The 12,646-nt window shown below is 57.0% G+C and carries 9 protein-coding genes; 5 read left to right on the top strand and 4 right to left on the bottom strand.

Annotation, left to right across the window (positions count from 1 at the left end):
- Window positions 1–223 precede the first annotated feature (223 nt).
- The 3 genes from VAE55_RS13640 to VAE55_RS13650 form a co-directional block, all read right to left on the bottom strand.
- Window positions 224–367: a hypothetical protein gene (locus VAE55_RS13640; RefSeq protein ID WP_322816321.1), complete on the bottom strand. Its 144-nt coding sequence runs from the start codon at window positions 365–367 to the stop codon at window positions 224–226.
- A gap of 982 nt (window positions 368–1,349) precedes the next feature.
- Window positions 1,350–2,678: an acyl-CoA dehydrogenase family protein gene (locus VAE55_RS13645; protein WP_322816322.1), complete on the bottom strand. Its 1,329-nt coding sequence runs from the start codon at window positions 2,676–2,678 to the stop codon at window positions 1,350–1,352.
- A gap of 131 nt (window positions 2,679–2,809) precedes the next feature.
- Window positions 2,810–3,595: a hypothetical protein gene (locus tag VAE55_RS13650; protein ID WP_322816323.1), complete on the bottom strand. Its 786-nt coding sequence runs from the start codon at window positions 3,593–3,595 to the stop codon at window positions 2,810–2,812.
- A 238-nt stretch (window positions 3,596–3,833) separates the two neighbouring features.
- Here VAE55_RS13650 and alaS point away from each other — a divergent pair, with 238 nt between their 5' ends.
- The 4 genes from alaS to VAE55_RS13670 all read left to right on the top strand — a co-directional run bounded on the left by alaS (window position 3,834) and on the right by VAE55_RS13670 (window position 9,555).
- Entirely contained in the window at window positions 3,834–6,518 is a 2,685-nt protein-coding gene (gene alaS, locus VAE55_RS13655) for an alanine--tRNA ligase (RefSeq protein ID WP_322816324.1), read from the top strand.
- A gap of 113 nt (window positions 6,519–6,631) precedes the next feature.
- On the top strand, window positions 6,632–8,683 hold the full coding sequence (locus tag VAE55_RS13660; protein ID WP_322816325.1) for a baseplate J/gp47 family protein: 2,052 nt from the start codon (window positions 6,632–6,634) through the stop codon (window positions 8,681–8,683).
- Window positions 8,676–9,137 carry a Holliday junction resolvase RuvX gene (gene ruvX, locus VAE55_RS13665; protein ID WP_322816326.1) on the top strand — a complete coding sequence of 154 codons (462 nt, stop codon included), beginning with the start codon at window positions 8,676–8,678 and terminating at the stop codon, window positions 9,135–9,137. Before VAE55_RS13660 ends, ruvX begins: the two co-directional genes overlap by 8 nt.
- Window positions 9,112–9,555, top strand: a complete 444-nt coding sequence (locus tag VAE55_RS13670) for a GNAT family N-acetyltransferase (protein WP_322816327.1) — start codon at window positions 9,112–9,114, stop codon at window positions 9,553–9,555. The genes ruvX and VAE55_RS13670 overlap by 26 nt, the downstream gene beginning before the upstream one ends.
- 15 nt (window positions 9,556–9,570) lie before the next feature.
- Here VAE55_RS13670 and VAE55_RS13675 read toward each other — a convergent pair whose 3' ends face one another.
- Window positions 9,571–9,870 (bottom strand): DUF507 family protein, encoded by a 300-nt coding sequence (locus tag VAE55_RS13675; RefSeq protein ID WP_322816328.1) that lies wholly within the window; start codon window positions 9,868–9,870, stop codon window positions 9,571–9,573.
- A 366-nt stretch (window positions 9,871–10,236) separates the two neighbouring features.
- On the opposite strand from VAE55_RS13675, the gene VAE55_RS13680 reads away from it, so the two are divergent.
- Complete coding sequence (locus VAE55_RS13680; RefSeq protein ID WP_322816329.1) at window positions 10,237–12,618, top strand: GH36-type glycosyl hydrolase domain-containing protein; 2,382 nt, start codon at window positions 10,237–10,239, stop codon at window positions 12,616–12,618.
- Window positions 12,619–12,646 lie beyond the last annotated feature (28 nt).

Below are 12,646 nucleotides of genomic sequence, written 5' to 3' on the forward strand. Positions count from 1 at the left end.
AGTTATCCCACTATCACGATTGTTCTTGCTACGATGCTGCTGATGGATCACGCTTGCCTGTCCAGGTGCTACCCCCTGTCACGATGTGACAGGGGGTTTTTTGTTGGTATGCCACCCTGCGGTGAGTAACATCTCCCGCTGATATACGACCTGACGGGGCAACGCATGCGCTCCCCATTCCCCGCCTATGCATTACCCACAACTGGTGTCAATCATGGGTGTATCAGCGCGTATGATCGCCATGGATGCCGTTTTGGGCGACTGGCCCGGTGACAGTGCGCCGCTCCAGCCGTGCCAGCACGTACTGGATGAATTGCTCTACCCGTTCGTCATACGTGTGTCGCACGGTTTGGAGTGCGGCAGCCATACTGCCGCACCAGTCGTGCTCGCGATCTGGCGCGGATTGCAGCGGCCTCCCGCGCCGGTACGTGCCCCTATGATGGGGATGGCTGAACACAGGCCAGCAGCCTGCCCCACAGCGTGCTCGTGCCGGTGGTGTGTAGAGGCGGGTTCCGTAGGAGCGGGTTGAGAACCCACCCCTACGGACGGTACCTGTACCGTTCACCTGACCATCCACGGGATGCGATGGATGGGAATGTCTTGCATCGCGTGCCATGGCGTGCAATGGATGGTTGTTCAGATGTGATCGCAGCCGCTACGCTCCCCGCCCCCACGCAGCGCTATGCATCACCCATACCCAGGTTGTCACCTTCTTCGCTCGTGAGCAGTGCCTATCTCATTGTGCGCGATCCTGGACACTATCGCGTTGCATCGCTGTCGCGAGGGTCTCACGTCACGCATGGGTAGCGGATGGTCGCAGTGGTAGCGGCGGTAGACGGTGTATCCGACCGTGGGACAGGCTGGAAGCCTGCCGGCGGTGGCGATGATGCCGGCACGCGGACTGGAAGCCAGTGCCACGGGAAACGCATGCAGCCTGGCATAACGCAGCGTGACATGTGGGTAATGCATAGATTCCCCACCAGTGCTACGCTATTCTGACCTGGTTGCCCAAGTCCATCCCCCACTGACAGCAGACCAACGCAGGGGGATGTATCCCTGCGTCGATGGCATCACCCGGCACAGCGCGTGCGGAAGCAGCACCTATCCGCACGCCAGATGATGAAGATGCCTACTATCGGCATGGAAGGAGAATGTCGGTGTCGTGTGCACCGGGGATCATACACTTTCAGGTGATGCAGACCGTGCACTCGCGTTGCCCTTCGCGTGGGATCACCTAGCACAGCGCGTGCGGAAGCATGGCTTCCGCACGCCAACCATACGACACTATCCTTCTGATTGGGGGAGAGATGCTATCCTGTTGGGTAATCGCTATCCGGTAGCGATCACTTCTACACAAACGCCGAGATACCGGTGATCGCACGGCCAACGATCAGGGTATTCATCTCGTGCGTGCCTTCATACGAATAGAGCGCTTCGGCGTCGGCGAAGTAACGCGCTACCTCGTGTTCGAGGAGAATGCCATTACCGCCAAGCACCGCCCGGGCAAGCGCCACGGTTTCCCGCATCTTTTCGCCGCAAAAGACCTTCGCCAGTGATGCCTGTTCCTGACTGACTTTACCGGTACGCGCAGCGATCTGACTCATCCGCAGGCACATCGTCTGCATAGCGGTGACGTTGGCGAGCATCTGTACCAGACTGTTCTGCACCAGTTGAAATCCCCCAATCGGTCGCCCGAACTGAATCCGCTGCTGCGCATAGGCCAGCGCCCGTTCGTAAGCCCCCATTGCCACACCGGTCATTGCCCAGGCGACGGCAGCCCGCGTGATTCCCAGTTGGCGGGCAATGCCTCGAAAGCCACCCACATTGGGTAAGCGGTTAGCTTCAGGCACTCGACAGCCATTCAGGCGAATATTGGCATTTTGCACGGTACGCAAGGCGATTTTGCCTTCCAACCGTTCAACCTCGTAGCCAGGCGTGCCACGTTCGACAATAAAGCCCTGGACCTGGTTATTAGAGACATCGCGCGCCCAGATGATATTGATGTCGGCGATTGGGGCATTGCCGCTCCACTTCTTTGCGCCATCAAGCACCCATACACCACGCTCGAAGTGCGCTGTTGTGGTCAGGCCGGCAGCAGTTGCTGAACCAACGTCGGGTTCGGTGAGCGCCCACGATCCGATCAACTCAAAGCGTTGCATCGGTGGCAGCCAGCGTTGCTTCTGTTCCGGGGAACCGAAAAGATCGATTGATCCCATGCAGAGACCCCAATGGACACCGAAAAAGGTGTAGATAGAAGGATCAACTCTGGCCAGCTCCATGCAGGCTATACCGGTCAACACCGGGCCAAGGGCATCGATTTTGTACGGGCGCGTCCCGAAGGTCTCGGCAATCAGATGGGCAAAGCCCGGCACGATCTCGTGTGGAAACTCACCGCGCTCCCAATAGGCGTTCGCCAGCGGACGCACTCGCTCTTCCATGTAGGTGCGGATCTTTTGTTGAATTGCACGCTCCTCGGGTGAGAGGTCGGCCAGAATATCGTAGAAATCGCTGTTGATTGGCGGCACGCGTGTGGGGCGTCGCTTGGACGTGATGCTCTTCCACAGTAGACCAATCTCTTGTGGCGTTACGCTGCGAAGCGCACGAATCGTATCGAAGAGCGGAACGTGAACATGTTGAAACATGCGGGTGAGACTGGCGGGAAGGGTGACGAATGCCATACGGGACTCCTGTTCATCGTTGAGCCTAGGGTAACTTCTTTGTTAATGGAAATAATTGAGCGTTTGAGTATGACGCGATGCGTTATTCTATTGTGAGTGTAGCACAGATATGCCTGCTATGTCAATAACAATCATGTCAGATTCAAACGGGCCACACTCCACATAAACCGCTCAGCGGGCCAGAAACCCAGAAGCCGACAGCCGGTAACGATTTCGTCATCGCCCGCCTCGACGAACAGGTACACCCGTGACGCCAATCTAAAACAGAGCTGGGTCAGCGCTCCGATGCAGCCCTGCAATGCCGGCACAGCCGCCGGCTGCATCGCCCATCCAATCTCGATCACATCGTGTGTAGCAAAACAGGTAGCCGCAATTGCCTGAAGTTGACCAGTCGTAGCAACCACACCAAAGGCCGGGCCACCGACAGGATGCCAGGATTGCCAGCCTGCGGTGGCGTTGTGTAATGCAACAAGATCGGCTCGCATATCGGCAGACAAACGCTGCGCAGCGGGTTGTTCACTCAGGCGCAGCGTCTCCGGTTCGGCAACCATCTGGTAGAGCAAGCGACTCTCTTCAACCTGCACCATTCCGTTCAACAACGACATACGCGCCAGCGGCAGCAGCACACCAACCGGTTGGCCCTGCAGGTGCGGGTGAGCTTCAACCAGGCCGGCAAGCAAGGGCGGTAAAACACCGGGAAAATCCACCACAAATGACAATCGGGGTAACGGCAGATCACGACGTATTGACGCAACACCCACGACCGTCTCGTTGCTCAATGCGACGAGCGTATACGAAGATGTGCGCAACTGCGTCATCTGTCCCAAACTGATCGCATTGCGATAGGGTGAACGGCGTAAAAATGCCAGTGCCGCCGGGTAGGTTTCCGCGCTGATCTCAGTAATCGATAGGGGCATAAATCATCTCCAACGAACGATCCGATCAGGCGGTACCTGGCCTGTGAGGAACGCGCTTGATACGACTGCTACTGGCTATTTAGGTAGCGACACCTGGCAGCAGTGTTGTGCATTTTTATGATAAACTGCTTCAGGTGAGAGCGCAAAATGGTTGACGGTCTACACTACAATCGTCTACAATAAGCGCAGGAAGAGGCTGATCTGTCATTTCATCGGCTGTTGAACAGGCCATACTCTTATGCAAAAACTTACTGCTGCTCAGATTCGCGAAACGTTTCTTTCTTTCTTCATCCGTCATGGCCATACCCACGTGCCCAGCTCGTCGCTGGTCGTTGCCGACGATCCGACATTGCTGTTTGCCAATTCGGGTATGGTGCAGTTTAAAGATGTATTTCTGGGTCGTGAACAACGCCCCTATAGCCGGGCCGTTACCGCCCAAAAATGTCTGCGTGTCAGTGGTAAACACAATGACCTTGAAGAGGTAGGACCATCACCACGTCACCATACCTTCTTTGAGATGTTGGGCAATTTTTCGTTTGGCGATTATTTCAAAGCCGAAGCAATTGCCTTAGCCTGGAAGTTGCTGACCGAAGAGTTTAAGTTGCCGGTTGAACGCTTGTGGTTCACGGTGTTCGCCGGTGATGATGAGGTCCCGCCAGACGATGAAGCGGCTGCGCTGTGGATTGCCCAGGGCGCCGATCCATCGCGTGTGCTGCGTTTCGGTCGCAAAGATAATTTCTGGGTGATGGGTGATACCGGCCCCTGCGGCCCCTGCTCTGAGATCACGATGTATATCGGCGATGATCTGAGCCAGATGCGGGCTGAGGGCGTTAATTCCGATGATCCGAATTACGTCGAGATCTGGAATAACGTGTTCATGCAGTACGATCGGGCTACCATGCAGCCGCTCCCCCGCCCTTCGGTCGATACCGGCATGGGGCTAGAGCGCATGGCCATGGTGATGCAGGGTGTGCATAGCACATACGAGACCGATCTCTTCGTCGCGATTATCAATCAAATCATCAAGACACGCGGCAGCGATGAGGAGCATTACCATGCGCACCGCAGTGCCTACCGTGCGATTGCCGATCACGCTCGTGCCATCGCCTTTCTGATTGCTGATGGCGTGCTACCCGGTAATCTGGGCCGTTCGTATGTGTTGCGCCGCATTTTGCGCCGGGCCGCTTATCAGGGACGCACGATTGGCTTTGAACGTCCGTTCCTTGCCGACGTGATCACGTCGGTTATCGAGCAGATGGGTGATGCGTATCCTGAACTGGTGAAACGCCGCGAGCTGGTTTTGAGTGCGGCCGATCAGGAAGAACGCCAGTTTTTACGCACCCTGAGTGGTGGGCTGACGCGCCTGCAAGGAGTGATCGAGCAGGTACGAGCGCGGGGCGAGCAGGTTATTCCCGGTAATGATGCCTTTGTTTTGAAAGACACCTATGGCTTTCCGCTCGACCTAACCCAGAAGATTGCCGCCGAGCAGGGGTTGACGGTCGATGAAGCCGGTTACGAAGCGGCAATGGCCGAACAACGGGCACGCTCACGGGCAGCGGCGGCCAGTAAGCGCGGTGGTGAAGCCGATCTGTGGGCCGATCTCGATCTGCCTGCATCCCACTTTACCGGCTATGAGCGGTTGAGTGACCGGGCAACGGTTATCGGCATGCTGGGCGACGGCGAGGCGCTGACCAGTGCCGATACCGGTCGGAGTGTGCAGATCGTCCTTGACACGAGCCCATTCTACGCTGAAAGCGGTGGTCAAATTGGCGATACCGGTCTGCTGGTAGGGCCAGAAGGATCGGTTCAGATTGAGGACACCCGGCGTCCATTACCGGGACTGATTGTGCACTACGGACGGGTAGTGAACGGGCGAATCAGCGTTGGTGATCAGGTACAGGCGACCGTCGATATAGTACGACGGGCCGACATTCAACGCAATCACACGGCCACCCACATGCTCCAACGGGCATTGCGCGATGTGCTCGGCGAGCATGCAGCGCAGGCCGGTTCGCTGGTGGCGCCTGATCGGTTGCGTTTCGACTTTACCCATACCAAAGCGGTTGATCCCGAAGCGTTGCGCGAGGTCGAGCAGCGGCTCAATGCGTGGGTACGTGCCGATACCACAGTACGCTGGGAGATAACCGGTTATCAGGACGCGATGGCTCGTGGCGCCATCGCTCTCTTCGGTGAAAAGTACGGTGATACGGTACGCCTCGTGACTATCGAGCGCGGTCAGACGCTTGCCGAAGGTGAATTTGCGTCTCGTGACAGCCTGGAGCTGTGTGGAGGTACGCACGTTAATCACACCGGCGAGATTGGCTTTGTGCGGATTGTGAGCGAAGGTAGCATCGGCAGCGGCATTCGCCGTATCGAGGCGTTGACCGGTCGCGGCGCGGAAGGATGGGTTGAACAGCAAGCCCAGACCCTCCGTGAACTGGCGGCGCGGATCAATGCCCAACCGGCCCAACTGCTCGAACGAATTGATGCCCTGCTGGCCGAACACCGCCAGCGGAAACAAGAGCTGGAAGCGCTACGCAGCAAACTGGCTCGCGAGCAGCTCGATCTTTTACTGGGCCGGGTTCAGCATGTTGCCGGGGTGCCACTCCTTGCCGCTGAAGTTGAGGCCGACTCTGTTGATCGGCTACGCGAAATGGGAGAGTATCTGCGCGATAAATTAGGGAATGGCGTGATTGTGTTGGGTGCTCAGATCAACGGCAAACCGCAACTGCTCACCATCGTGACTCCCGATCTGGTACGGCGTGGTCTCAATGCGGTTCAACTGGTCAAGCCACTAGCTGCCCTGGTCGGCGGTGGTGGTGGAGGGCGACCAGAGATCGCGCAGGCGGGAGGTCGCCATCCCGACAAGCTGGCCGCTGCTATCGGCGCAGCGGTAGAGGTGCTCGCCGGGCAGGCCGGGTAGTTGTAAGACACGATACTGGATACTGACGCACGTAAACGGGCAACTGCATACAGTTGCCCTTCGCAAGTACCACACAAGGCGCAACCGGGAGAAGTGGATAGCCGGGAGGGGCTATGATGACGGATGAGACGGCGCTGGTTCTCGCCTTACCAGAAGATACTGCCGAGTCGTTGATGGCGAAGGTGCGCACCACCCACGCAGCCAACGTGCAAATCCTGGCTCCAGAGGGCACCGTTGCCTTGCAACGAGTCGCCGGTACTGACGCACTGCGCGATCTGGCCACAGCGGCAGGGGTAAATCTGACCATCATCAGTTCCGACCCAGGCATCCTCAAGGCAGCCCGCCAGAGTCGACTGGCAACCATCGAAGTCACCGGTGCTCACGTCCAGGCCCCGGTGCCGTCTACCCCATCCGCTCCCGGTGAAGACCTGCCTGCGGAAGATTTAGAATTTCTGGCAGCCCTCGATGAACTGGCGGCGAACGGTAACACTCTCGATTTGTTTGCACCGCCGTCTGATCAGAAGCGGCCAGTTGCAGCCGATACACGCCCTATCGCCGCCCCAGAAACCCGTCCAATCCCCATCCCTTCCAGCCCTTCAACGCCGGCAACACCACCGGCTATGGGGGATGATGACCTTGAGTTTTTCGACGCTCTCGACGATCTGGCAGCAGCGTTCGAGCAGGAGCGTACCGGTACACCTCCGCCACCAATCCCTTCTGCGCGTGAGGCTTCCGCACAACCAACCCGTGTGCGACCGGAAGACATTCAGCTTTCAGAGGCAGAAGTTGCCCGCGCCGGCCAGATTGGGCGGCGTAGCGAAGCTGATCGCGCCCAACGCACAACGGCTGCGCCACGCCGTGAGGCGCACCCGGAGCCGGTTGCGCCTCCGGCACAGCGTGCAGCCACTCCTGTACCGCGAGCCACTACTCGCTCACAGCTATGGCTTGTCGGAGCACTCCTCATCGGGTTGATCGTGCTCGCGGTGTTGACAGGCATCTTTATAGTGGCTACCCAGAGTGTGACCATCGTTGTACGCTTGCCCGTGCGCGAAACAACGCCGGTTGTCGGCCTGGCCATTCCGATAACCCTGGTGAGTACTGCATCGGCCAACGCAGTCAGTGCTGAACCACTGGAGACAACCGTCGCCATTAGCACGCGCGGGGAGGTGACCGAGGGTGTGCTAACCCCGGTAAGCAGTGCATCCGGAACCATCACCCTGTTCAATCAAAACACCCAACCGATCACCATCCCGGCAGGAAGTGAGTTCGTCGCGTTTGGGCCTGACAATCAACCGATCCCGTTTATCAGCAAGGCCGATGTTACCGTGCCCGGCGCTGTAACAACACGCAGTGGTAATCAGATTATCACAACGTTTGGTGAGGCAGCCGTACAAATCGAGGCTCGCTCGCCGGGGAGTGCCTCAAACATTCCTGCCAATACCATCCGCGAGCTACGGATCGCTGGTGGTCCGACGATTAATCTGGTCAGTGGCCTGTTGACGGTATCACACGATGCGATTGGCGGTGGAACTGATGAAGAGGTGCGGGTGATCAAAGAGAGTGATGTGCGGCGTTATCTCGCTCAGGCGCTCACCGATCTCGATCAGGAAGCACGGCGACAACTCGATGGCCTGGCGCTGGCGCGTAACCTGCGTCTCGAACCAACAACCGTCTCTCCCAGCCGGACAGAACTCGAACAGTTAGCGGGTTTTGAGCTGATCGTCGATCCACCGATTGGCACATCACTGTCGCGTGATAATCCTTTCTTCACGCTCACCGTGCAGTCGCGCTACAGCGGACTGGCGATCAGCGGGGACTCGGCAGCTTTCCAGCGTCAGTTAGCCGATGCCTTCAACAGCCAGCTCATTCAGAATGGTCAGTTGCGTCCAGGCGATTGCCGTGCGGCGTTTGTCCAGAACTGGCGTTGGGACGGCACCACCCTGCGTATTGATGGCAGCATTGGGCCTGATCCAGCCTGTGGTAACGAGCTTGATCCAGCAATACGGGCGGCCATTCAGAATGCCGTACTGGGTCGGACGCGCACCGAAGCCGAGGCCGCGCTGCAAGAACTGGTTGTCGCCGGACGCCTGACCGGATTTGAGTTACCCGACAATGTAGATCGCTTCCCAGGCTGGAGCTGGCAGTTGCGGATTCTTCATGAATGACCAGATTATTCTCGCGCTCGATGTCGGCAAGCGGCGAATCGGCGTGGCGATCAGCGATGCCGATGCCCGCATTGCCGCACCCTTAACGACCATCAATGCCCACCCTCCAGAACGCGCCATCGCCCAGATTGGGCAACTGGTACAGGAACATGGGGTTAGCCGGGTGGTTGTTGGCCTGCCACTGACGATGCGTGGCGAGCGCGGCCCACAAGCTGAGGTGGTGCAACGCTTTGCCGATACTTTGAGCAGCGCACTTTCGTGCCCGGTTGAGATGTTTGATGAGCGGCTAACCAGTGTCGCTGCCGAACAGATGTTACGCAACCTTGGCCTCAAACCGGCCAAAATCAAAGCCCAGATCGATCAGGTAGCCGCATCGATCATCTTACAAGACTACCTCGATGCCCGCCGGAGTAACCCAAACAGAAGCCATGAACTACCACATTCGTCCGATTAGCGCTGCTGAAACTCGCCCGCTGCGTCAGCAGATTCTGCGTCCACACCAGACCATTGCCGAACTGGTCTACCCCGGCGACGATCATCCGCTTGCGCTCCACCTGGGAGCATTCATTACCGAAACCCTGACCGGCATTGCCTCGTTCGCCCCGGAAGCCTGCCCAGACGTACCGGCACAGGCGGCGTGGCGACTGCGCGGTATGGGTGTGCTGCCGGCGGTTCAGCAAAAAGGCATCGGCACCGCGCTGCTCGACGCTGGCATTCATTATGTAAAACAACAGCGCAGTGATCTGGTCTGGTGTCATGGACGGAGCAGCGCACTGCCGTTTTATCGCCGCTACGGCTTCGTCACCCACGGCGACGAATTTGTCGTTCCGCACACCGGGCCGCACTACGTGCTGCTGTACTGGATCAGATAGGGGAAGTGCCCACGCTCACAAAATATAACCGCGCTTACGGGCCACCTCTTCTTTGTGCTTACGGAACAGAATATCGCGTTCGGTACCCTTAATCTCGCGGCTATAGGTGGACAGAATACGCTCAACCTCAGCGTCGATCTCCTCTTCGATCTTCAGATCGGCAACAATGGCGTCATAAATCGCCTTCACCCGCAACGCCCGCCCATCACTCGGACGCTGACCGGGCTGATCGCAATACGCCAGTAACCCTCGCGCGGCCAGTTCATCGTGCAGGCGCTCGGCAATCCGGCGCACTTTGTCTTCAGTGAGTCGCATATATCACCTCGGTCAATTCATAAACGCTTTCGAGAAAGGCAACTTATTCAATTGTACCAGATGAGATAAATACGCGTCTCGATCTGACCAATAGCCCCGCCAGTTGAGTTGCAGGTTATACAATCCATAGCAGCAAGTTCCAACCGTTATGTACGAAAGGAAGCAACTGTTGCGTATGAAACGTTACACAAAGGATATTGACAAGTCAAAAAGACGTGCTACAATGGCCTCAATAAGAAAAATAGCACGCTCAAACAACCGCTTTTTTTTTATTCGTCGTAATGAAACGTTTCATGTTTTCGTGTGCGCATATCGGATGCGCTTTGTTCGCTCCTTTGCTGTACATTCATGCAGTGGTGAAACATCATGGAACACCTGTTTGCCAGCACCTATGGCTACTTTCGAGCCGATGGACGGGAATACGTGATCACGACGCCCTTCACCCCCCGCCCCTGGGGGAACGTGATCAGCAATGGCGACTACGCGATGATGGTGTCGCAAACCGGATCGGGTTATAGCTGGCGCAACAATGCCGGTCAAAACCGGATTACCCGTTCATTTCAAGACCTGATTCAGGACAACTGGGGAAAATATCTGTACCTGCGCGATCTCGACAGCGGGCAGTATTGGGCAGCCACGTACAAACCAACCTGTCATCAGTACGATCACTATCAGGTCAGGCACGGCCTGGGCTATTCATCGTTTGAACAGATCGTACAAGGCATTCACAGCATCCTGACCGTCTTTGTCGCCCCAGATGATCCGGTCGAAATCTTTCAGCTTACCCTCACCAATCAGAGTGATCGTCAGCGGCGTCTTGACATTACCTCATACGTCGAATGGCTGCTGGGTTTTGCCCCTGATGAACACCGTGAGTTTCACAAATTATTTATTGAGACGACGCCTGAGCCGGAGTTTCATGCGGTGCTGGTGCGCAAATATCTGTGGGGGTTTGCCGATGAACTGGGGCACCATAATAACATTGACTGGCCCTATGTAGCATTTATGGCCGCCAGTGAACCGCTGAAGAGCTTCGATGGCGATAAAGAGTCGTTTATTGGTTTGTATTCCAGTCTTGAACACCCCCAGGCAATGCAGCAACCAACGCTGGCCGGGCGTAGTGGCCGCTTCGGCGATGCGATTGCCGCTCTTCAGGTTGAAATCACGCTGGCACCGGGCGAACGTCGCACAGTGGTCTTTACGCTGGGGGCTGCACTGCAGGGAAGTGAAGACCCTCTCGCGCTCATTCAACACTATACGTCGGTCACAGCCAGTGATCAGACGTTACAGGCCGTGCATGCTTTTTGGTCGCGACTGGTTGATGCCGAGCACGTTGAGACACCTGATCCGGCCCTCAATCTGATGACCAATTACTGGCTGAAGTACCAGGCGATCTCTGGGCGATTGTGGGGAAAATCGGCCTTTTACCAGGTTTCAGCCGGCTACGGGTTCCGTGATCAACTACAAGACTGCCAGATATTTCTGGTCTGCGATCCGGCATTAGCCAAACGACAAATTCTCCTGCACGCTGCCCAGCAATTTGTCGAAGGCGATGTGTTGCACTGGTGGTTCTCGATTCGCGGTGGTGGACCACGCACCAACTGTTCAGACGATCTCCTCTGGCTACCTTTTGTGGTTGACAGCTACCTGCAAGAGACCGGTGATGTCGCTATTCTCGACGAAATGGTACCGTATTTGAACGGCCCGGCGGAGCCGCTCTACCTGCACTGCAAACGAGCTATTGAACGTGCGTTCAGTCGTTTCTCGCCACGAGGGATTCCGCTGATGGGTGATCACGACTGGAACGATGGTCTCAACGCAGTTGGCACTCAGTTACGCGGTGAAAGTTTCTGGGTGACCGAATTTCTCTACACCATTCTTGAACGCTGGATTCCACTGGCGCAGCAACGGTCAGATGAAGCATTTGCCGAACGCTGCACTGCCGTGCGCACCACCATACGGTGGGCGATGAATCGCTATGGCTGGGATGGAGAGTGGTTTTTGCAAGCCACCACCGATGCCGGCCTACCACTAGGCTCACAGCAAAATGAAGAGGGGCGCATCTTCTTGATGCCCAATATCTGGGCAGTTATCAGTGGCATCACTGATCAGCAACGGGCATGGCAGGCAATGCAGGCAGTGAGTCGTTACCTGCTGTGCGACTACGGAACCCTGCTCAATTATCCTGCCTTTACGCGCCCCCGTTCCGACATCGGTTATGTAACCCGTTATGCGCCGGGATTACGTGAAAACGGCGGGGTCTATACCCACGCCGCTACCTGGTCGGTATGGGCGTATGCCCTGCTTGGTGATGCCGACCATGCCTACGAAGCGTACCGTCGCATTTGTCCACCCAATCGCAGTGCCGACATTGAACGCTACAAAGCCGAACCTTACGTGACGCCAGGCAATATTGATGGGCCGCAATCTCCATACTTTGGTCGTGGTGGATGGACGTGGTATACCGGTTCAGCGCAGTGGCTCCACCGCGTTGCCACACACTGGATTTTGGGCATCCGGCCTCAGACCGAGGGGTTACTGATCGATCCGCTCATCCCGGCCACCTGGGGACGCTTTACCGTGCGGCGAACGTTTCGCGGTGCAATCTACGAGATCGAGGTACTCAATCCCAACCACGTCAATCGTGGGGTCATTTCACTCGAAGTTGATGGTCAACCACTCGCCGGAACGGTCATCCCGGCATTCAATGATGGGCAAACGCATTCCGTGCGGGTGGTGTTGGGTTAACAATCACGAGAAGGAGGTGAGCAACTGT

Origin of the sequence: Chloroflexus sp., assembly GCF_034432675.1 — a bacterium.
Classification (GTDB): Bacteria; Chloroflexota; Chloroflexia; order Chloroflexales; family Chloroflexaceae; genus Chloroflexus.

What these genes read in the sequence shown, in the direction of transcription:
- VAE55_RS13640 (WP_322816321.1), bottom strand. Translation starts at nt 367, where the DNA reads ATGGCTGCCGCACTCCAAACCGTGCGACACACGTATGACGAACGGGTA.
- VAE55_RS13645 (WP_322816322.1), bottom strand. Translation starts at nt 2,678, where the DNA reads ATGGCATTCGTCACCCTTCCCGCCAGTCTCACCCGCATGTTTCAACAT.
- VAE55_RS13650 (WP_322816323.1), bottom strand. Translation starts at nt 3,595, where the DNA reads ATGCCCCTATCGATTACTGAGATCAGCGCGGAAACCTACCCGGCGGCA.
- alaS (WP_322816324.1), top strand. Translation starts at nt 3,834, where the DNA reads ATGCAAAAACTTACTGCTGCTCAGATTCGCGAAACGTTTCTTTCTTTC.
- VAE55_RS13660 (WP_322816325.1), top strand. Translation starts at nt 6,632, where the DNA reads ATGATGACGGATGAGACGGCGCTGGTTCTCGCCTTACCAGAAGATACT.
- ruvX (WP_322816326.1), top strand. Translation starts at nt 8,676, where the DNA reads ATGAATGACCAGATTATTCTCGCGCTCGATGTCGGCAAGCGGCGAATC.
- VAE55_RS13670 (WP_322816327.1), top strand. Translation starts at nt 9,112, where the DNA reads ATGAACTACCACATTCGTCCGATTAGCGCTGCTGAAACTCGCCCGCTG.
- VAE55_RS13675 (WP_322816328.1), bottom strand. Translation starts at nt 9,870, where the DNA reads ATGCGACTCACTGAAGACAAAGTGCGCCGGATTGCCGAGCGCCTGCAC.
- VAE55_RS13680 (WP_322816329.1), top strand. Translation starts at nt 10,237, where the DNA reads ATGGAACACCTGTTTGCCAGCACCTATGGCTACTTTCGAGCCGATGGA.